Below are 21,588 nucleotides of genomic sequence, written 5' to 3'. Positions count from 1 at the left end.
CGCTTATAAAGCGTTCAAGACATCACCCAACGTCAAATTTTGAAATAAAGAGTAGAATAACTAGCTACAACGGTTTTTTTTGTCTTTTTTTTCTGCTTGGTAAGTTTCTTAAGCATTAAAGCTAAGGTTAGTTGCAGTTTAAAAGCAGCTAGATCGCAATGTTTAGGACTTAAATAATGCCAATACTGAAAATAGGTATTAACTTGAGTTTCTTTTGCCTCTTTTTTATTTAGTAAATTTCTTAATGCTTACAGCTTAGGTTGGTTGCAGTTTTAAGAGTCCGAAAGGGGTATAATCCAAGTAGCTGACACACAACTGTACGAACATTTGTTTTACCAAGACAATTCGCACAACAAATGGTGTCATGCAAGTAGCTGGCACTAGCATTCAATCTTTCCATAATCATCAAAAAAGTTATATTTTAACATAAAACAGCTACTTTTATACTCACCAATTTAATAAAATTCCTGGGTTGCATCTTAAAAAAAGTCAAAAGACTATAATAAGCAAAAGAGTGATACTGTGTCCAGATGGGTGGGTAAAGACCGTTAGGATTATATACCTTGTAAAAAGCATTAATGTTTTAAGCTTGTATCTACTTGTATGACACCCTCTTGGTGAAGATTGCTTTCAAATCACAATGTTCGTACAGTTGTGGCTGAGTGTAGAGAGTTGGAAACGTCCCTTGAATTTTTTTCTTACATACTTTAGTTACATTTATAGCTTAACAATCACCCGTTACTAACGCATGTCTAACAGCGCATATCTCTAAATAATTTTACAAGATATTGGTTATTAGATAACATAATCGAAGTCTTTTCTTATATTCATTATGGTTAGAGCTGTACAAATTAAAAGAACTGGAGGACCAGAAGTATTAGAGTTTATAGGTAAGAATATAGGTGAGCCAAAAGATGAGGAAGTTTTAGTACGTCACACAGCTATTGGTTTGAATCGTTATGACTTGGAACATAGAAAAGGCTTTCGCAAAATTAAAGATTTGCCATCAGTCCTTGGAGTTGAAGCAGTAGGAGTTGTTGAAAAGCTTGGTAAAAAAATAAGTGATGGCTTAAAAGTTGGAGATAGAGTTGGATACTGCACAGCACCACCTGGAGCATACTGCGAAAAACGTGTCATACACCAGAAATATTTGATAAAAATTCCAGATGAAATACCAGATGAAACTGTAGCTGCAGTGCTATTTAAAGGTATGACGGCTCACTATTTAGTGAATCAGTCTTACAAAATAAAGCCTAGCACTGTTGTGCTTGTACATGGAGCCAGTGGCGGTTTAGGACAAATAATATGCCAATGGGCAAAGAATAAAAAAAGTGTAGTTATAGGTTCTGTGAGCTCCGATGAAAAAATGAAGATAGCTTTAAAGAACGGCTGTACGTACGCAGTAAATTACAATGATAAAGACTGTGTTTCTAAAATTATGGAGATTACACAAAATAAAGGAGTGGGTGCAGTGTATGATCCTATAGGTTATGCTACGAGCAAGCTTTCTTTTGAATCGTTAGGCAAGTTTGGCATATATGTTTCTTATGGACAAATATCAGGTAGAGCTCCGGTTAGTTTTTCTTTACTTAGCTCACGTTCGTTATTTGCTACAGGAACTTCAATATATCATTATAAGCATGACAGATTCACGTTGGCCCTTACTGCGATGGAAATCTTTGAGATGGTAAGGAAAAAACTTTTGACTGTAAGGATCAACAAAAAATATAAATTTGATGAAATAATAAAGGCTCACCGCGATATGGAAGACAGGAAAGTAAGTGGATTAAACATTATAAAAATTTCTTAAGTAAACTAGTAACTTTAATTAGCTATCTGTTGAATATTACCTATTTCAACAATAGGCAATGTTACTTCTAACTACCTCAACATTTTCTCTTGGTAGCTCATTAATAAATCGCGAGGTATACATCGATTGCCACTGGTTATTTATCTCCCTTCTGTTTACACATGAAATTATCAACCTTTCTTTTGCTCTGGTTATTCCAACATATGCAAGTCTTCTTTCTTCCTCTAAAGCTTTACCACTTTTATCCTCAAAAGATCTTTGATGAGGAAATAGTCCCTCTTCCCAGCCAGGTAGAAACACACATGGAAATTCAAGCCCCTTAGCTGCATGAAGAGTCATAACATATACGGTGTCGTCATTATTCATATTATCCACTTCCGTCACTAAACTTATGTGCTCTAAAAAAGTTGTAGCATTATCGAAATTCTTTAAAGATGAAATGAGCTCTTTGACATTTTCTATTCGTGCTAAGCTTGTCGCTCCTTCATTTTCAAGCATTTCAATATACCCTGATTGATTTGCTATAGTTTCAACAAACTCATGAAGTAGTTTTACACTTACTATCTCTTCCCAAGCTTTAATTTTATTCAAAAAATCGTTGAGTGAGAGCTTAATCCTTTCAATCACTTGATTACTATCAACTAGTATTTTTGTCGCCTCAAAAAAAGAAGTTTTGTTATCTTGAGCGATCGTATATATCTTTTTCATAGTAGTGGGCCCTATGCTTCTTTTTGGTCGATTCACGATCCTTTCAAAAGCAAGATCATCGTTATTGTTTGTAATAAGTCTTAAGTATGCAATTATGTCGCGAACTTCCTGACGTTCATAGAATTTTACGCCACTTACGATCTTGTAAGGAATTGAATATTTTATAAAATACTCTTCCAGAACTCTAGTTTGAAAAGTAGCCCTCACCAACACTGCAATGTCACTAAATCTGTATTTATTGAGCTTTAATATCTGTTCGCTTATAAACCTTGCTTCAGCTTTACCGTCCCATAATTTTATCAGATTTACCTTTTCCCCTTCAGTGTTTACTGTCCACAATTTTTTTTCTAAGCGAGTTTTATTGTGATTTATTACATATGACGCAGTTGCAAGTATATGGGATGTCGACCTATAGTTACACTCTAGTTTAACGGTCTTTGCATTTTTAAAATCGTCGGAAAATTTTAAAATGTTTTCGACTTCTGCACCACGCCAACTATATATCGATTGGTCGTCATCTCCCACACAGCAAATATTTGAGTGCTCTTTTGCAAGATATTTCAGCCAAAGATATTGTATTGCATTTGTATCTTGATATTCATCCACCATAATATACTTAAAATTATTCTGGTAGTAGGAAAGGATTTCAGTCTTTTGATTGAAGAGTTGTATGTTATATAGCAATAAGTCACCAAAGTCGACAGAGTTAAGAAACTTCAACCTTTCCTGATATTGGTAATAGACTTTGAGTGCAGTTACGTATACAGGCCTAAATGATTGAATGTTTTTCACTTCAGATGGCAGTAAGCACTTCTCTTTCCACTGCTGAATGATATTCATAATGGTCTTACATTTTTCTGATAAGTAATCAGGATTTATTTCATTAATAATATTTTTTATTATCTGTAATTGGTCATCCACACCAATGATTGTAAAGTTAGAGTTTAAACCCACAATTTCAGCATGGCGGCGTAAAATTCTTGCTGCAATCGCATGGAAAGTACCAAGCCATGGTATATTTGTGCCTGTGAGTTCAAGTACCCTTGATACCATTTCACTTGCAGCTTTGTTTGTGAATGTAACTGCCAATATCTTATCGGAATTAGCGTAGCCATTTCTAATTATATGCGCTATTCTTGAGGTAATTGTTCTCGTTTTTCCCGTTCCGGCCCCCGCTAATATCAGAACTGGCCCATCCACGTTAGTTACAGCCGATTGTTGTTCTGAATTTAGCAGTGAGAGGTAATCGTTCATTGCAGCCCTACCGAATATAGTTACATAAGTTAACCTTATTGTTTGCGCTCTGTAAAGTTTTTGTTGTTTATTTTAAACTCACCCTAAATATATTAAGAAGCAGTCACCTAAACTTGACAACTGCTGAAAGATTAGCCAAATGGCACTGGAACACTTATGGAAATATCGTACATACACCAAAACCGATATAACCTGTGGGATTGGTAGGACTCGAACCTACGACCAATTCGTTATGAGCGAACTGCTCTAACCAACTGAGCTACAATCCCCTTCATTAATATTTATAATACATATAAAAACAAATTTGTCTATTGGCTTATTTCGCTATCAACCCAATCTGACAAACTATTTATCGCACCAATCTTGCGTGCAATCTCCTTACCATCTTGAAATATAATTAAAGTGGGTATGGATTGAATTCCGTATTTACCTGGCACTTCAGTTCCTTCATCTATATCGAACTTGCAGATCTTGATCTTGCCTCTTTTATCTTTAGCTAACCGTTCAATTCGCGGCATTAGGCTTTTACATGGTCCACACCACTCTGCCCAAAAGTCTACCAACACAAACCCTTTGTAATCAGCAACTTCAGACTTAAAACTTTGATCATTTACTAATGTAATATCGTCACTCATAAAATACCTAATTTTATTAGCAAAATATAGCGCATAAATCAGCAATCAATCAACTAGATTCTTATCAGAGAGCTTGAAAAATTGCCCTAAAGTGTTCACATAAGCAAAAAACTTCTATTACATCTGATGATTAAAAATATCCACGTTTTCCCACCCCATTAAATCCAACTCAATACGAGTAGGAAGAAATTCAAAGCACTTTTGTGCTAGTTCTTTTCTGTTTTCACGTTCTAGCATTAAATCTAGCCTTTCTTTTATTTTATGGAGATATAAGACATCAGACGCAGCGTAACTTCTTTGTTTGTCTGTTAAATCATCATTTCCCCAATCAGAAGATTGTTGCAGTTTATTTAATTTGATATTAAGTAGCTCTAAGCATAAGTCTTTTAAACTGTGGTTGTCAGTATAGGTACGAACCAAACGCGAAGCTATTTTGGTGCAATAGCATGGAAGCGCCCAAGTTTCCAAATAATAACGTATTATGCTTATGTCGAATCGTGCAAAGTGAAATATTTTAGTTATATCTTTATCCCCCAATATTTTTCTTAAATTTGGAGCTGCATAATCGTTCTTGAATTGGATTAAGTGAGCGTTTCCATCGTTGAAAGAAAGCTGCACAAGGCAGAGTCTGTCTCTGCCATGAAGTAACCCCATTGCTTCCGTATCAACAGCTACAGGCCCCACATTACCTGGTATTGAACTAGCTGGTAGGTCGTCTTTATATACAAATATCCTCATAAGGCTTTGTGGAATAATAAAAAGTTAATAATAATTGAAAGTGAGTTTTTAGTACACAAATATATAAACATAGTTGCTTACATTTTTAATATGTACGGGGTTTACAAATTGTTGTATACTACTATAATTTAAGAAATGAAATTTAGATTTAATTTAACTGCGGTAGTAGCTCAGTTGGTAGAGCACAACCTTGCCAAGGTTGAGGTCGAGGGTTCGAACCCCTTCTCCCGCTCTTTTTCTAAGGTCGTTTCATAAAAAAATTACTTTGCTCATTCAATTAATCTAATCATAATGACAATAGAGAGAGTTTAAAAGCTCTGTAGAAAAAATAGTTATTAAATTAATCAAGGGGGATGTATGGATAAGGAATTTCTAGAGTTTCTTGGTGTGCTATCAATAGTGGGGGCTGCAATAGGAGCACTCACAGGTGTGGGATTGAGTTTTACAGCTTTATCACCTTTAGTTATAAGTGAAATTGTTGCTGCTGTTCCTTTAGCCTTGTTATCTATATGTGGGCTTTTTAATGATGTAAAAAATGGAAGTTGCTCCAAACGAGATTTTTTTATGCTTGCTTGCTTATGTGTTGCAGGCGCTGCAATCGGAGTTGGTCTTGCTAAAGCTGCAACTGCTATTTTTCCTGGTGCAATGCTTGGAATGGGATCAGTAACTTTAACAGGTGCATTAATAGGAGCTGTAGCACTAATTGCAGCGATTCTTGCAGCGGAATATATTATAGAACCAATAGCTGAAAAAGTGAATGAATATATCATCTCTCCTACAGTTGAACGTTTTTCTTCAAAAGGAAAAGAGTGTAAGCCAGCTTAAGCTAACAAAGTAAGGTTTTTGTTTTTTGTCATTCTAGTGTGCAACGCTGAGATAACGGAAGAAATGGTACTGTATTACCGTAAAATTTGACATCGACCGCTGATAATCCCAATATTAGTAGGGTAAGAATTACTCAAAAAAGCATGCATAAATATGATGTAGTGGTAGTGGGTGGTGGTCATGCGGGGTGTGAAGCAGCTGCAGCTGCAGCTCGCCTTGGCGCAAACTCACTACTTATAACTCATAAAATTTCAACTATAGGAGAAATGTCCTGCAATCCAGCAGTCGGAGGAGTTGCAAAGGGTGTTGTAGTCAGGGAAGTTGATGCTCTTGATGGAATAATGGGAAGAGCAATTGATCAAGCCAGCATACATTCAGTCATTTTAAATAGCAGCAGAGGCGCTGCAGTATGGGGGCCACGTGCACAGGCAGACCGAAAATTATACAAGCAAGCAATACAGGAAATTGTTCTAAATTATAACAATTTGACAGTAAAAGAAGAGTCGGTTGATGATTTTCTTATAGAGAGTAATAGCAATGGAAAACCGCACATTAAAGCTGTAATAACAAGCTCAGGAGAACGTATACTAGCAGGCAGAGTCATTTTAACTACAGGAACTTTCCTGCAAGGTGTGATCCATATAGGAGAACAAACAACCCCTTCAGGAAGAATGGGAGATAAGTCTACAATAGAACTTGCAAATACGTTGAAGAAACATGATTTTAAACTAGGTAGGCTGCGCACTGGAACCCCGCCAAGGCTCAATTTTAGCACTATAAATTGGTCAATATTACAAGAGCAAGTAGGTGATAATCCACCTACACCGTTTTCTTATCTCGCGGAAAAAATTAACCAACCTCAGGTTTCATGCTTCATTACTCATACTAATGAAAATACACACAGAATAATTCGAGAAAATCTGCACAGGTCAGCTTCCTCATATCTAAGTGACGTTGTTGCACCAAGATACTGCCCATCCATCGAAGCTAAAGTTAAAAAATTTGCAGAAAAACATAGCCACCAAATATTCTTAGAACCAGAAGGACTCGATGATAACACTATATATCCAAACGGAATTTCGAATTCATTGCCTGTTGAAGTACAGCATGAAATGATAAATAGTATCAAAGGACTTGAAAACGCGGAAATTCTAAGACCTGGGTACGCAGTTGAGTATGACTATATCGATCCACGAGAGCTACTTCATACTCTTGAAACTAAGAAAGTTAAAGGTCTATACTTTGCCGGTCAAATTAATGGCACCACTGGATATGAAGAAGCAGCAGGGCAAGGAATTATCGCCGGAATTAACGCAGCACTCTCTACATCTCAAAAAAAAGAAAGCTTTGTTCTCCACCGCACGGATTCATATATCGGTGTAATGATAGATGATCTAGTCACTAAAGGGGTAATCGAGCCTTACAGACTATTCACCTCACGTGCAGAATATAGGCTAGCAATCAGATCAGATAATGCAGATAGGAGATTAACACAAAAAGGTTATGATATTTCCCTTGTGTCACATGAAAGATACTCTGTTTTACAGAATAAACTTAAATCTATTAAGCAACTTGAAGAAAAGTTAGAAAGCCTGACAATTACCCCAGAACAACTTAATTCTTATGGTATTAAAATATCTTATGATGGAATAAGAAAAACGGCATTAGACTTACTCAGTTACCCTAACATTAACTGGAATAAATTACAAGAGATATGGCCGGAGTTAAATATAGATTCCAGCGTCACGCGCTGGAATGACACCAAAATGGATAATACAGTTAAAAATGAAATACGTGAAGCAGTTGCAATTGAAGCAAAATACAAGCCTTACCTAGTAAGACAAGAAGCAGATATGAAGTTTCTGCGAGAGGAAACTAATACCAAAATTCCAACCAATTTCAATTATTCACAAGTCAAAGGTCTATCAAGTGAGGTAATAGAAAAATTGCAGGCGATAAAACCAACAACAATTGGCATTGCAAAGCAAATACAAGGTATCACTCCCGCAGCAATAATGAGCATATTAATGTATTTGAGAAACAAGAAAATGAAAGTAGCTGCTAATTCTGCGTAAGGCATTCCATGTCAAAAATTGAAGAATTTCGTTCTTTTATGTTTACAATAAATGTTGATGCGTTTATGTTGCACACTAAAGATGAGTATTTAAATGAATACTCAGATGAGTTAACCAAGTTATGTGGCTTTACAGGAACAAATGGGCTACTCATTGTTACAAAAAACAACAAGTGCCCATTTTTTACAGATGGACGCTATATCTTACAAGCTCGCAATCAGTTAGATCGGAACAATTTTCAAGTATATAATATACAAGAAGAGGATCCACGCGAATGGGTAAAAGCAAACTTAACATCGACTACCTCGCTAGGTTATTATTTGCAATATTTTACTGTAAAAGAGATAAGAAAATATGAAGATATTTGTAAATCAGTACCCTATTCAATTAAAAAAGAAAGTCATCATAAAAAACAAACGATAGTTTTGCACGCAACTGAGTATTCTGGCGAAAGTAGCAAGAATAAATGTGAAAAAGTCGCTAAAGGCATGGATAAAAAAGCTGAAGCAGTGCTTTTAACTGACCCATGTTCTATTTCTTGGTTATTAAATTTAAGAAATGAAAATGCTAAATATACTCCATGTATATTTGGCCGCGCTATATTATATAAAAGCGGTAATGTTGATTTGTTTATTCAAGATAAAGAACATTCGACTATAGAAGCAAATCTGGGCAATCACGTAAATGTTTTTGATATTAGTGAGCTAGAAAGTTCTCTGTGCAAGCTAAATTCAATAATTATAGATCCAAGTACAACTCCAATGAGTATTATGGCTATAATACGAAATAAGCAATTAGTTGAAAGAGAGGATCCTTGTTTAATTCATAAAGCAGTAAAAAATCAAACTGAAATAGCTGGTGCTATCAATGCACACATCAGGGATGGAATGGCAGTTACGAGTTTTCTATATTGGCTTGCCAATAGATCAGTTGAAAAATCTACTGAAACTGAGACGCAAATTCCAGTACCACATACTGGGATGACACCAGACCAAGCTACAGCTGTCATCACAGTGCTTGACACTGAGATCCAAGAAAAAAATATAGATTCTAGCGTCACACGCTGGAGTGACACTAAAGGAAATGCTAATTATTCAAACAAGGAGTTTTATGAAACTACTGAACTCAAAGCCGAAGAAAAGATTTTAGAATATAGAAAAGAGCAGGCTTTGTTTAAGCAATCAAGTTTTCCAACAATTTCCGCATTCAATGAAAATGGAGCAATTATTCATTACCGTGCAAGTAGTAAGACAAATAAAGTAATTCAGGAAGATGGACTATATTTGATTGATTCTGGTGGCCAATACCTTGACGGCACAACTGATGTTACAAGAACTGTAGCAATTGGCAATCCAACTAATGAACAAATAACCCACTATACAATAGTATTGAAAGCTCACATTGCTGTAGCAAGTGTCACCTTTCCTCTTGGCACTACTGGTGGAGAATTGGATATATTAGCACGTACTCAACTATGGAAATTTGGAATAGATTACATGCATGGTACAGGGCATGGAGTAGGAAGCTATCTATCAGTACACGAAGGGCCACAAGCAATATCAAAAGGAAATAAAGTAAAACTTATGCCAGGAATGATACTTTCCAATGAACCTGGGTATTACATTCCAGGGAAGTATGGAATAAGAATTGAAAATCTGATGTATGTTAGCAGGCAAGAAAACGACTTCTTAAACTTTAAGCAACTAACCTCCATTCCATATGATAGAAGGCTAATAGATGTGCAAATGCTTACCCAAGACGAAATTAATTGGACAAATAGCTACCATCGATTTGTCTATAAAAACTTAGAAAATAATATCAAAGATAAGGAATGGTTAAAGAAATTATGCGACCCTTTATAAACAAAGAAGCGGCTCTTTTTATTCCTTAAGGTGTTCTGCTGAGTTGTGATGGGTATTTTGTATTGTTTTTAATTTTAAAACAATATATAATAGAAGATACATATTTTTAGGCAGGTATAATTATGACAGATAAAGTGCAAGAAGATGAATTTATGAAGCAGTATATTGATACTTGCAAGGAGCAAATAGAGAAGTTAGCCAAGGATCCTGAGCTGCTTAATCAGACCTTAAAGCCATTTATGCAAATGTCTCAGCAGCTTATGGCCGGCGGTATGTTAGACAGTTCTATGTCTGGCACAATACCTAGTTTAGGTAGCATGGATATTGACAAAATGATCACTCAAATGAAGGAAATGATTGATTACATAAAAGGTAACTATAAGAAGCTCATGAAAAAGGATAGCTCGCAGATCCAAGAGCTTGATGAATCCAGTAAAAAACTGAGAAGCTTGGTTAAGAAATTGATGGAAAAGATTGAAAATAATAAATAGTAATAGCTGGAATTATCAATAGCATAGTAACACGGAACCCCAGGTTAGACCTGCACCTATTGCAATTAATAGACCAAAACTTCCTGGTTTTATTTTTGATTCCTGTGTTGCGTTATCAAGCGCTATTGGAATTGATGCTGCTGAGGTGTTTGCATGCTTATCAACTGTATTGATCACTTTTTTCATAGAGAGATTTAACTTCTTTACTACTGCCTCAATAATACGAATGTTTGCTTGGTGAGGAACTAACCAATCAATATCAGCAATTTTCAAATCATTGCATTTCAGTGTTTCCCTTACTGAGGCTGTTAACTTATCCACTGCATGCTTGAACACTTCTCTTCCATTCATGCATATTTTTCCAGGATCACCAGTTGAGGATATTCCCCCATTTGTACATAATATATCCACATTACCATCAGAATATAGGTTGGTTGATATTATACCCCTTGTGGGGTTCTCAGTTATTTCATTAAAATGCGTTGCAGATTTTATTACCATTGCACCAGCACCATCACCAAAAAGCACACAAGTTGATCTATCTTCCCAATCAACAATTCTAGACATTATTTCAGCACCTATAACCAGCGCATATTTAATTCTATTGTTAGATTTTATAAGCGAATCAGCAACTGTAACCGCATATATAAAACCAGAACATGCTGCTTGCACATCAAAAGCAAATGCATTTACACATTTTAACTTACTTTGCACTATTGTTGCACAACTAGGTAAAGTTTTATCAGGCGTTGTTGTTGCAACTATGATTAAATCAATTTCATCCATCAAAATTTTAGCTTTTTCTATAGCATTTTTTGCTGCATTAACAGCTAGGTCTGAAGTTAATTCTCCTTCGTCTGCTATATGCCTTTGAGTTATCCCTGTTCTCTGCCTAATCCACTCGTCACTTGTCTCAACCTTCAATGCAATTTCGTCGTTACTCAGCGTTTTCTTTGGCAGGTAAGATCCAGTGCTTAATATGAAACTCTTATTCAATGTGACTTACCTCGCTAATTATCCTCTGATTTAAATTTTCACTAATGGCATTTACTGCAAATTTTATAGCATGGGCAAAAGAAACAGCATCAGAATTTCCATGACTTTTGATAACGATACCATTTAGCCCTAAAAACATAGCTCCACTTCTAATTTTAGGATTAAAACGTGTTAATGTCTTACTTAGTTTGGATTTCAACAATATACCAACAAGCATTTTCACTGCCCATGAATTGAACACTTCTTGCTTTAATAGATTTATAAAAGTACTTGCAGTAGCCTCAGCTGTTTTAAGCATTACATTACCAACAAAGCCATCAGCAACTATTACATCTATATTACCTTCTAAAAATTCACTTGCTTCTATGTATCCTTTGAAATTAACACTTGGAGCATTTTTAAGTAATTCAAAAGCTCCCCGTACTGAGTCAGTGCCTTTAACTTCTTCTGTACCAATATTCAACAAAGCAACTTCAGGATTGTCAACTTTTAATGCTACTCTTGCAAATATACTCCCCATCAATGCAAATTGAAATAATGAGTCGGCATTACAATCAACATTTGCACCAAGGTCAAGCAGCGCAAAGCTTTTTGCCTTAGTTGGACAAACGGACACAATAGCAGGGCGATAAACGTTTGGCAATGTTCCTAAAACCAATCTGGAAATTGCCATCAATGCTCCGGTGTTGCCTGAAGATACCACTCCAGAAGCCTTACCTCTTTTCACCACCTCAATGGCCGCTTTCATACTTGAGTCTTTACGATGCCTCAACGCAAATGATGGTTTATCACTTGCAAGAACATTGTCAGAGCAGTGGGTAAACTCAGAATTACCACTCACCTTCTTATATTTTGAAAGCAAAGGAGATATCTCTTTATGATCTCCATAAATATGAAAAAAAACTTTAACCGCTGGATCAACAAGGTTATCCAAAAAAAAACCAGCACCTTGAATCACTGAGAGGGGCGCAAAATCACCCCCCATAGCGTCAAGTGCAATGATTATGTTATCGCTGACCGTGGGTAACATACCATGATAGTTATTCTGCCTGTTGTTTGATGAAAACCCTTTTTCCTTTGTAGCTGCCATCAACTGCTATGTTATGAGGCAACATAAATTCTCCAGTTGTTGTGCATACTACAATGTTTTTAGGCTCAATCGCATGATGAGAACGATGCATATTGCGCCTTGATTTTGATTTTTTTCTTTTTGGAACTGCCAAAACTTCCCCCATCTTACTGAAAAATTCAATTTATTAGTAACATGTTCTTTACAAGAAGTAAACAGTGATAGTAAAATAAGTAAGACTTGCTTATACAATTAAGCTCTATAAGTTTTAAACTGAAGCACCTTAATCAAAGTATATTGAACTTAGGACAAATCTTAGCTATACTTTGCAACGAAGTTAACAAAAACTTCAATAAAATCAGTAAAACTAATTTTTAGCTAAGACAGATGCAAAGTGAGCTCTTTTGATATAAATGGTATTAGAATAATCGGTAGGTGCTTTATCAACTTCTTGTCGCTACTTGGTAGCGCATTTATATTTTTTATTCAATCTCTGTATCACTGCTTCGTACCACCATATTATTTTGGTAACGTAGCAAGGCAAATAATAGAAATAGGCTTTTTTTCTTTGCCAATTGTTGGGCTCACAGGAATCTTTATAGGAGCAGTAATAGTTTTGCAAAGTAATTTGAGTGGCTCATTGATTGATCCAGAACAGATAATACCCAAACTTGTTATAATCACTATAATTAAAGAGTTAGGGCCAGTTTTGATCAGCTTAATAATGGTAGGAAAGGTTGGATCATCAATTGCAGCAGAAATTGGCACAATGCGCATCACAGAACAAATAGATGCACTTACAACTTTAAACATCAACCCTTTTAAATACTTGATTGCACCAAGAATTTTAGCATCAGTTATAGTATTCCCTATGCTCACAATATGTGCAGATCTAATAGGAATATTCGGGGGATATATCACTGCAGTTTTTGAGTTTAACCATAATTCGAATATATACATAAAATATACAGCTCAATTCTTTAATATGTACGATTTTATTATTGGGCTAGTAAAAGCAACTGCTTTTGGCGCCATAATTTCTGTCTCAAGCTGCTATTACGGTTATTATTGTAGAGAAGGGGCACAAGGAGTAGGTGCTGCTACAACAGCAACTGTTGTTTTATCGTCCATACTGATCATTTTAGCAAACTATATGATTACTTTGGTACATGCGTAGCCCAATAATATCAATATCGAACTTAAGCTTATCTTTCGATGACAGAACAGTACTAAAAAATCTAAGTTTTGATATATTGAAAGGTGAATCATTAGTCATACTTGGCGGCTCAGGAAGTGGCAAATCTGTATTAACAAAAACAATCATCAGTTTGCTGGCACCGGATTCAGGATCTATTAAAATAAATAGTGAAAGTAAAAACAAATTTGGAATTTTGTTTCAGAATTCCGCTTTATTTGACTACGTTACAGTATGGGAAAATATATCTTTTAATTACAAAAAACGCTTCAACATCAGCAAAAAGGAAGCAAAGCTATTAGCAATAAAAAAGCTAAACAATGTTGGACTGGAGGAAAGCATAGCAGATATGTTTCCGATAGAGTTATCGGGTGGGATGAAGAAAAGGGTAGCGCTCGCAAGAGCAATTGCACACAACCCTGAAATCATTATATTGGATGAACCAACTTCAGGATTAGATCCAATTATGTCAGATATAGTGAACGAAATAATAATAAAGCTGTCAAAAAGTCTTAACCTTACAATTATCACAATTACACATGATATTCACAGTGCATTCAAAATAGCTGATAAAATAGCTGTACTATATGAGGGAAATATCATCTCCCACGGAACTGTTCAAGAAATACAAAATACCAGAAACGAATATATAAGAAAATTTATTCGCTATATACATACAAAGTAATAAAACTCTCTATTTTACTATTTGCTTTCGAGGCATATAATTCTCATCATGTTTTGCAAATATTGTGTCTGCCAAAAAGACGCCACTATCAAACATTTTACCTTGCACAACAACACCACTTTTTTCTGAAAACATTGGAGGAAGTATTCCCTGATACTTCACCACAACGCTTTTGTTAAAATCTGTCATTTTAAAAATCACTTCACTTTCATTACGTACTACACTATCTTCAACAACCATTCCACCAATGCGGATTGATTTTTGATTATTTGGCAAAACTATCGCCTCACTTACTGTATAGAAAAACGAGATATTTTCTTTAAGTGTTGTCAGAATAAAAAAAACTATACAATTTAAAAAGAAAAAAATTCCCGAAGCTATAAGTAACCGCTTATGTTTCTTCTTCATTATTATTTTTAAGCCTTTCTAGAATTTTTTTACTTTTAACATAGCAAGAAATGGTAAAAACCAGCTCTCCAGCAATCAATGTAAAACTAACAAGGTAAGCAAAAATTACATACGTGTTCATAATGTATTATCAATAAATAGCTCGCCTGTATCAAAATAAATTAAGCTATTATCTCTTTGCTGTAATACCAACCTACCACTTTTATCTATATCAATAAAAATCCCTTCGTACAATTTGTCAGCTGACTTTACACTGATTTGCTTGTTGATCTTGAATGCTCTCTTCAACCATATTTCTCTTATAGCATGAAACCCATCAAATATCCATTGTTTTCTTAGCTTATTAAAATTTAATATTAATTCTTTTAATAAATCTATATTAGACATAGATTTTCCATAATCACCAATGCACGTTGCCTCTGAAAGTGGCGCATGATTAACGTTAATTCCAACTCCTATAATCAACCAATTTGAATTGGATTTTTTTTCAAGCAATATTCCGCTTATTTTCTTACCATTAACAAAGACATCATTTGGCCATTTATATTGAACGTTATTGTCATCTATAAATAACAGCAACGTGTTACCAACAGCAAGGGCAGTAATAAAAGTCAATTCTGTTAATTCGCTTAAATTTTCTCTATCACTTAAGTAGCTGATGCTGGAATCCAGCAATTGAGTATTACACAGTGGAACTTGCAAAAGACTGATCACTAAACTCGCATAGAAATTGCCCTCTGGAGAAACCCAATTTTTTCCAGTACGCCCCCTACCCTCTGTTTGTTTATCGGCAATAATAACAGTTTCATTTGATATTCCGCTATCAATTAAATCCAACGCTTCTCTATTAGTGCTTGAAACTTTTTGGTAATGATGAATATGAAAGCCCTCAAACGTCTCAGGGAGGATCACTTTACTAACCCTTTAGTTACTAAATGAATTAATGAATATAAATCGTCTACGTATATAAAAAGAGCAACATTAATTAATGAAGCCGCTGAAGTGATAATGAATAGACCCTTAGAATAAGCAATTTTATTACCACTAGCCTTATCAAAATACATAGCTTTTATGATATTTAGATAGTAGTAACACGATATAACACTCGCTATCACGAAAATCAAAGATAGATTGATAAAGCCAGAATTGATTAAGCTTTCAAATACAAAAAGTTTAGCGAAAAAACCTGCAAGTGGAGGTATTCCTGCCATCGAAAGTAATATTACAGAAAGATGAAAAGCTAAAGCCGGGCGTTTTTTCCCTATACCAGATAAACTTGCAATATTGCAATGATCATCGTCAATTTGTATGAAATATGAGAACAATCCTATGCTTGTAATGATATATATCCCCAAATACATTAAGGAACTATTCGTTCCCATTTGTGTAAAGGTAGAAAGTGAAGCAAATATGAAACCAACATGACCAATTGAACTGTAAGCTAGAAGCCTTTTTAAGTTTTTTTGGTGCAAAGCCCCAAAAGCTGAGATAAGTACAGATAATGTTGAAATGTATAAAAGAACAGGTTGAGAATACTTCTCTATATCTACTAATTCTTTCTGCATAAACAATCGAATTAAAAATGTTACAAGTGCAGCTTTTGGAACAGTAGAAAAAAACGCAGTCACTATGGTGGGTACACCTTGATAGACATCTGGAGCCCACATATGGAAGGGAGCAATAGCAAGCTTGAAACACAAACCAATAAAGATAAAAACTAATCCAAAAACTATCCCATAAGTTATCCGATGGTTTTGCAGGAGTGAACTTAACTCAGAAAAATTGATTTGTCCTGTATACCCATAAAGCAGCGACATTCCATACAGCATAATACAAGAAGAAAATGCACTAAGCGTAAAATATTTCACCCCTGCTTCACATGAATATACTGAATCTTTATTAAAGCTTGCAAGAACATATAAAGACATACTCATCAATTCAAAAGCTAAATAAAAAGAAATTAAACTATTTGCTGAAACCAAGGTTACCATGCCAAACAGCGCAAAAAGAATCAATATTGAAAATTCATATTTGTAATCATATTTTGATAAATTTAGCAGCAAAAGTACTAAAATTCCCGTTGTAAGGATTAACCCCTGTGCCGACCTGATGTATAAGTTGAGTTTTAACGATGAATCAAAGAAAAAAGCTTCGTTATTTTGTGCTGAGAGAACTAAAATAATCAAGGCGATCACTGTACAACCCAGTGCCAGTAAGTTAACAACGCGTCGATTAAACACAATTCCAAGCAACAGCAACACTAACGATGAAACAATAAAGAACGCTTCCGGCAATATCTGTATATAACTCATAGAGTATTATATTTGATTAATAAATTTGCTATGCATGGCTTCAAATAACTGAGTGCAAGAGTTGGGTAAAACCCAAGCATAATAACAAACACTGCAAGCAGAATTAAGACAGAAAATTCTATGCTATCCAAAAGATTATTCAACAATTTAGAATAGCTAACCCCCCATATTGTTTGTTTACATAAATTTAGTATATAAACTGCGCTTAAAACAGTGCCAAGTGCGATAAACCCTGTAAAAAATCTTATGCTCTCAAACATTCCTATCATAGCCAAAAACTCACCTATAAACCCAGACGTTCCTGGTAGTCCTATTGAAGCCATTGAAAATAAAATGAACATAAAACCAAATTTTGGCATCATGTTTACTATGCCAAAGTACTTTGCAATCTCCAAAGTTCCAGTTCGAGTATATAGCATCCCGACGCATAAAAATAAAGCAGCAGAAATAAGACCATGACTAATCATCTGAAATATAGCACCAAGCACTCCCTCCTCACAAAATGAAAAGAGGCCAGCAGTAACGACCCCCATATGTGCTATTGAAGAATAAGCTATTAACCTCTTTATATTATCTTGAGCAAAAGCAACTAGTGAAGCATATATTACTGCAATAATGCTGAGCACAACAACAAAATTTGAAAAATACAAGCTTGCCTGAGGAAGCATTGGAATAGAAAATCTTAAAAAGCCGTACCCTCCCATTTTAATAAGCAAGCCAGCTAAAATCACAGATCCAGAAGTTGGTGATTGCACATGTGCATCAGGAAGCCAAGTGTGAAATGGAAACATTGGCACTTTTATCGCAAAAGAAACAAAAAATGCAACCCATAGTAATGACTGCACTCCAAAATCAAGTCTTGGCATTAATGTGGCTAATTTCTGTATATCAAACGTTCCAAAGACATTATAAATGTATACCAACCCAAGCAAAAACAATAGTGAACCAGTCAGTGTATAGAGAAACAACTTAAATGCTGCATATATCCTTTGTTTTCCTCCCCAGATGCCAATAATAAAGAACATTGGTACTAAAACAGCTTCGAAGAACACGTAAAAGCTTATAGCATCCAGCGAAATAAAGAACCCGACTATAAAACTCTCAAGCAGCAAAAACAATGCCATATATGGTTTAAGAGTCTTATAACTCATTTTGCAATTGTAGAGTATACAAATAGCAAACAAGAAAGTTGTAAGCAAAAGGAAGAGCAACGATATACCATCTACTCCTATTCCTATATTTTTAATTAGGTAGCTGACAAACTGAAAGTCTGCGCTGTTATAATCAAACTTTACACAAGCTACAATGCTAAGCAGAAGTGGAAGTACAGCACAAAATAGAGAGATGAACCTTAGGTATATAGATTTATGATTAACCTTGATTAGAGATAAAATCAATGCTCCTATTAGTGGAAGCAAGAATATACTAAGTAACAACACTTTTTATTTAATTCCAATAATATACAAGGCACCGATTATCAAAGTAACAAACATAATAAATGCATAATCAAATATATAACCAGTCTGTAACTTTATAGAACCCTTTGAACATTCATTAACCAACCTTACAACACCATTTGGCCCAAATGAATCAATAGCCTTAACATCAAACTTCCATAGAAGCCTAGAAATAAACTTCATCGGTGCAATTATGACAAACTCATATATCTTATCAAAGTACCATTTATTCTGCAAAAATTTAAGTAAAAGCTTACTTTCAATTTGCTTAAATTTTTGATAGTAGTAAACCAGAAACGCAAGTGCTATCCCACTTAGGCTTGCCAAGGTCGGTAGTAATTTTATAAAGAAACTATGAACTTCATGCTCATCAACAACCACTAAACTTGATTTCCAAAATTCATTACTAGTTATATTCAAAATATCTGCTCCCCATGTTCCAGAAAACACCGATCCAAAAGCAAGTATCAATAGGGGCATAAGCATAATCTTTTGTGCATCGTGTATATTAACTTTACTTTGTCTTTGGCTATGAAACACAAGAAGTAATAACCTCCAAGAGTAAAATGCTGTAAAGAACGCAACAGCTAAGCTTATTATAAAGGCAAAACTACTTGCACTATAAGCATGCTCAATTATCAAGTCCTTTGAATAAAAACCTGCAAATGGAAATATCCCAGAAAGTGCAAGAGACCCAACCCACATAAAAGTGTAAGTGTAAGGGATTTTTTTCCAGCAATTCCCCATCCTTTGAATGTTTTGTTCATGATGCATTGCATGAATTACATTACCTGCACCAAGAAATAGTAGAGCTTTAAAAAAAGCGTGCGTCATTAAATGAAAAATAGCAACATTGTAAGCAGAAAGGCCACATGCCATGAACATATAACCAAGTTGACTGCAGGTTGAATAAGCAATTATTTTCTTTATATCATTCTGAGTAATCGCAACAGTAGCTGCAAAAAAAGCAGTGAGTGCACCAACAATAACTATTAATTCTCGTGTCACACTTGATAGTTCAAACAATGGAGAACATTTTGCTACTAAAAACACTCCTGCCGTCACCATCGTTGCCGCGTGAATAAGTGCAGACACAGGAGTTGGCCCTTCCATCGCATCTGGCAACCAAACATGAAGTCCAAGCTGAGCAGACTTTCCCATACAGCCGACAAATAGCAACACACATATTATATGAATTATTTTAAACTCACAGCAGAATGCCTTAATGTTCTGCGCACCAAGAAGATCAGCTGTGTCAAAAACTTCAGTAAATTTCAAAGAATGAAATGTATAATAAATAAGAAAAATTCCAATTAATAGTGCAAAGTCCCCTACTCTATTTACAACAAATGCTTTGAATGCTGCATTGTTCGCAGAATACTTTTGAAACCAAAACCCTATGAGTAAATAAGAGCACAAGCCAACCCCTTCCCAGCCAAAGAAAAGCTGCACGAAATTGTCACTCACAACCAGCACAATCATGCAAAACGTAAACAGCGATAAATAAGAAAAAAACCTCGGTCTTCCCTTATCATGCTCCATATAACCAATAGAATATAGGTGAACTACCAGCGAAACAGTTGTAATAACAATCAGCATTAAAGATGAGAAAGCATCTATGCTAATTGCCCAATTTACTTTTAATACACTTAATGAAAATAAAGGAAACAAAACTAAATGATAGTTTTCAGCAAAGGTGAGAAACACATACCAAGATAAAATTGCAGATATTCCAATTCCTACAGTTGTAATTAACTGACTAAAAATATCTTTTCTAAAAAACGCTGCAAATAACGAACCAAATAGTGGCAAAAACACTATTAATTTCAGTATATCCATCATACCTTCATTCTTTCATTAAGTTCGCTCGTTCGACATCTATGTTGCCACGGTTTCTATAATATACAACCAATATTGCAAGCCCAACTCCTGACTCTGCCGCTGCAACAGTTAAAACAAACATGACAAAAATTTGCCCAACTATATCATTCATAAAAGCAGAAAAAGCAACTAGATTGATGTTGATTGCCAGGAGTAATATTTCTATTGATAACAGTATATTGATTATGCTCTTACGGTTAATGAAAACACCGCACACTCCAATAGTGAACAAAATAGCAGCAACTATCAAAAAATGATTTAATCCTATTTCCATTCTACTCCTTTTCCAAATTTAGCCTTAACTAATTTTACAGATGAAGATTGCGTCAATTGCTTTAATACATTCTGTCTCTTAATTCTCTTTTTCTTATCCTGCAAAGTAAGAGCAATTGCACCAACAACTGCAACAAGTAGCAGAATACCAGAAAGATGAAAAGCATACATACAGTCAGTATAGAGCAAATTACCGATAGCTTTCACATTATTGGCATTATAGTTTATAACATTGCTTATATTCAACGCTGAGCCACGTATTACAAAGCTAATAATTAGAAAAAACACAGCACATAATATAGCACTGAGAGTTAAATGCTTTGTAAAACCCTGGCGTAACCTTATATAGTCAACATCGAGCATCATAACTACAAAGAGAAATAACACTGTAACCGCACCGATGTATACTATCAGCACCATCATAGCAATGAACTCAGCTCCAAGGAGGATGAAAAGAACTGTAGAGTTAACAAATGTGGAAATTAAAAATAATACTGCATGTACAGGATTCCTTACGCTAATCACACAGACAGCAGATAAGATACCAAGAATTGCATAAAAATAAAAGAAAAAAGACATTGATACTTTACTGCAACAATAGTTACTAATTTAAAGTGACTATTGTCATGAAGTCAATAAATAGTTGAGTCACAGTAAAGCTCCAATCTAGATTTATGTGTAAAATAACTTTTCAAAATTTTGTAAAAGTCCCTTAATTGAAAAGGCTAACTTACTTATTTAGTGTTTATAATAGAGTCGAGGTTGTCAAATAGCATAAATGATTCATTATTTTCTACAAGCAAAAAAGTATTTAATCTTGCTAATTTTTAGTACAAGTGTTTACTACGCAGAGAATATTCTACTGCAGGCCCCACACAAGTCCCTATAGAAGTTATGAATAGAATAATAGATAA

Annotated in this window: 21 protein-coding genes and 2 tRNA genes; 8 read left to right on the top strand and 15 right to left on the bottom strand. The window is 34.9% G+C overall.

Features of this window, described 5'->3' with window-relative positions; all coding sequences use genetic code 11:
- Window positions 1-832 precede the first annotated feature (832 nt).
- Entirely contained in the window at window positions 833-1,810 is a 978-nt protein-coding gene (locus QUS22_RS04100; RefSeq protein ID WP_289513720.1) for a quinone oxidoreductase family protein, read from the top strand.
- 45 nt (window positions 1,811-1,855) lie between these two features.
- Here the strand turns inward: QUS22_RS04100 and QUS22_RS04095 are convergent, their stop codons facing one another.
- The 4 genes from QUS22_RS04095 to QUS22_RS04080 all read right to left on the bottom strand — a co-directional run bounded on the left by QUS22_RS04095 (window position 1,856) and on the right by QUS22_RS04080 (window position 5,145).
- Window positions 1,856-3,772, bottom strand: coding sequence for an ATP-dependent helicase (locus QUS22_RS04095; RefSeq protein ID WP_289513719.1), 1,917 nt, complete (start codon window positions 3,770-3,772; stop codon window positions 1,856-1,858).
- A gap of 195 nt (window positions 3,773-3,967) precedes the next feature.
- Window positions 3,968-4,041 (bottom strand) — tRNA-Ile (locus QUS22_RS04090).
- 39 nt (window positions 4,042-4,080) lie between these two features.
- Entirely contained in the window at window positions 4,081-4,407 is a 327-nt protein-coding gene (trxA, locus tag QUS22_RS04085) for a thioredoxin (RefSeq protein ID WP_289513718.1), read from the bottom strand.
- Window positions 4,408-4,524: 117 nt separating this feature from the next.
- Window positions 4,525-5,145, bottom strand: coding sequence for a ribonuclease D (locus QUS22_RS04080; protein WP_289513717.1), 621 nt, complete (start codon window positions 5,143-5,145; stop codon window positions 4,525-4,527).
- A 159-nt stretch (window positions 5,146-5,304) separates the two neighbouring features.
- Between QUS22_RS04080 and QUS22_RS04075 the strand changes: the two genes are divergently transcribed.
- The 5 genes from QUS22_RS04075 (at window position 5,305) to QUS22_RS04055 (ending at window position 10,398) form a co-directional block, all read left to right on the top strand.
- Window positions 5,305-5,377: transfer RNA gene (locus QUS22_RS04075), tRNA-Gly, on the top strand.
- A gap of 125 nt (window positions 5,378-5,502) precedes the next feature.
- Window positions 5,503-5,970 carry a hypothetical protein gene (locus QUS22_RS04070; RefSeq protein ID WP_289513716.1) on the top strand — a complete coding sequence of 156 codons (468 nt, stop codon included), beginning with the start codon at window positions 5,503-5,505 and terminating at the stop codon, window positions 5,968-5,970.
- A 143-nt stretch (window positions 5,971-6,113) separates the two neighbouring features.
- Entirely contained in the window at window positions 6,114-8,045 is a 1,932-nt protein-coding gene (gene mnmG, locus QUS22_RS04065) for a tRNA uridine-5-carboxymethylaminomethyl(34) synthesis enzyme MnmG (RefSeq protein WP_289513732.1), read from the top strand.
- 8 nt (window positions 8,046-8,053) lie between these two features.
- Complete coding sequence (locus QUS22_RS04060) at window positions 8,054-9,907, top strand: aminopeptidase P family protein (protein WP_289513715.1); 1,854 nt, start codon at window positions 8,054-8,056, stop codon at window positions 9,905-9,907.
- 122 nt (window positions 9,908-10,029) lie between these two features.
- Complete coding sequence (locus QUS22_RS04055) at window positions 10,030-10,398, top strand: hypothetical protein (protein WP_289513714.1); 369 nt, start codon at window positions 10,030-10,032, stop codon at window positions 10,396-10,398.
- Window positions 10,399-10,413: 15 nt separating this feature from the next.
- On the opposite strand, the gene QUS22_RS04050 is transcribed toward QUS22_RS04055, so the two are convergent.
- From QUS22_RS04050 to rpmF, 3 genes are read right to left on the bottom strand one after another with little or no spacing between them, the layout of a single operon-like run.
- A complete protein-coding gene (locus QUS22_RS04050; RefSeq protein ID WP_289513713.1) occupies window positions 10,414-11,394 on the bottom strand; it encodes a beta-ketoacyl-ACP synthase III in 981 nt (326 codons plus the stop codon).
- On the bottom strand, window positions 11,387-12,424 hold the full coding sequence (gene plsX / locus QUS22_RS04045; RefSeq protein WP_289513731.1) for a phosphate acyltransferase PlsX: 1,038 nt from the start codon (window positions 12,422-12,424) through the stop codon (window positions 11,387-11,389). The genes QUS22_RS04050 and plsX overlap by 8 nt, the downstream gene beginning before the upstream one ends.
- 10 nt (window positions 12,425-12,434) lie before the next feature.
- Window positions 12,435-12,617, bottom strand: coding sequence for a 50S ribosomal protein L32 (rpmF, locus tag QUS22_RS04040; RefSeq protein ID WP_174133065.1), 183 nt, complete (start codon window positions 12,615-12,617; stop codon window positions 12,435-12,437).
- Window positions 12,618-12,857: 240 nt separating this feature from the next.
- Here rpmF and QUS22_RS04035 point away from each other — a divergent pair, with 240 nt between their 5' ends.
- Together QUS22_RS04035 and QUS22_RS04030 are read left to right on the top strand one after the other, a co-directional pair.
- Complete coding sequence (locus QUS22_RS04035; RefSeq protein ID WP_289513712.1) at window positions 12,858-13,640, top strand: MlaE family ABC transporter permease; 783 nt, start codon at window positions 12,858-12,860, stop codon at window positions 13,638-13,640.
- The gene (locus QUS22_RS04030) at window positions 13,633-14,343 is read left to right on the top strand and encodes an ABC transporter ATP-binding protein (protein ID WP_289513711.1); all 711 of its coding nucleotides are present in this window, start codon (window positions 13,633-13,635) and stop codon (window positions 14,341-14,343) included. Before QUS22_RS04035 ends, QUS22_RS04030 begins: the two co-directional genes overlap by 8 nt.
- 9 nt (window positions 14,344-14,352) lie before the next feature.
- Here QUS22_RS04030 and ccmE read toward each other — a convergent pair whose 3' ends face one another.
- From ccmE to QUS22_RS03995, 8 genes are read right to left on the bottom strand one after another with little or no spacing between them, the layout of a single operon-like run.
- Window positions 14,353-14,751, bottom strand: a complete 399-nt coding sequence (gene ccmE / locus QUS22_RS04025) for a cytochrome c maturation protein CcmE (protein ID WP_289513710.1) — start codon at window positions 14,749-14,751, stop codon at window positions 14,353-14,355.
- Window positions 14,735-14,872: a CcmD-like small membrane protein gene (locus tag QUS22_RS05660; RefSeq protein ID WP_458783159.1), complete on the bottom strand. Its 138-nt coding sequence runs from the start codon at window positions 14,870-14,872 to the stop codon at window positions 14,735-14,737. The genes ccmE and QUS22_RS05660 overlap by 17 nt, the downstream gene beginning before the upstream one ends.
- A complete protein-coding gene (locus QUS22_RS04020) occupies window positions 14,869-15,660 on the bottom strand; it encodes a biotin--[acetyl-CoA-carboxylase] ligase (protein ID WP_289513730.1) in 792 nt (263 codons plus the stop codon). Before QUS22_RS04020 ends, QUS22_RS05660 begins: the two co-directional genes overlap by 4 nt.
- Complete coding sequence (locus QUS22_RS04015) at window positions 15,660-17,063, bottom strand: NADH-quinone oxidoreductase subunit N (protein ID WP_289513709.1); 1,404 nt, start codon at window positions 17,061-17,063, stop codon at window positions 15,660-15,662. Before QUS22_RS04015 ends, QUS22_RS04020 begins: the two co-directional genes overlap by 1 nt.
- Window positions 17,060-18,502, bottom strand: a complete 1,443-nt coding sequence (locus QUS22_RS04010) for a complex I subunit 4 family protein (RefSeq protein ID WP_289513708.1) — start codon at window positions 18,500-18,502, stop codon at window positions 17,060-17,062. Before QUS22_RS04010 ends, QUS22_RS04015 begins: the two co-directional genes overlap by 4 nt.
- A 3-nt stretch (window positions 18,503-18,505) precedes the next feature.
- Window positions 18,506-20,362, bottom strand: a complete 1,857-nt coding sequence (gene nuoL / locus QUS22_RS04005) for an NADH-quinone oxidoreductase subunit L (protein WP_289513707.1) — start codon at window positions 20,360-20,362, stop codon at window positions 18,506-18,508.
- Between the two features lie 4 nt (window positions 20,363-20,366).
- The gene (gene nuoK / locus QUS22_RS04000) at window positions 20,367-20,675 is read right to left on the bottom strand and encodes an NADH-quinone oxidoreductase subunit NuoK (protein WP_289513706.1); all 309 of its coding nucleotides are present in this window, start codon (window positions 20,673-20,675) and stop codon (window positions 20,367-20,369) included.
- Window positions 20,666-21,253 carry an NADH-quinone oxidoreductase subunit J gene (locus QUS22_RS03995; protein WP_289513705.1) on the bottom strand — a complete coding sequence of 196 codons (588 nt, stop codon included), beginning with the start codon at window positions 21,251-21,253 and terminating at the stop codon, window positions 20,666-20,668. The genes nuoK and QUS22_RS03995 overlap by 10 nt, the downstream gene beginning before the upstream one ends.
- Window positions 21,254-21,588: the final 335 nt, after the last annotated feature.

This window comes from Wolbachia pipientis (assembly GCF_030373985.1).
In the GTDB taxonomy this organism is placed as follows: domain Bacteria; phylum Pseudomonadota; class Alphaproteobacteria; order Rickettsiales; family Anaplasmataceae; genus Wolbachia; species Wolbachia pipientis_D.
The sequence above is the reverse complement of the archived record's forward strand: the minus strand, read 5'-3'. Positions and strand labels throughout refer to the sequence as shown.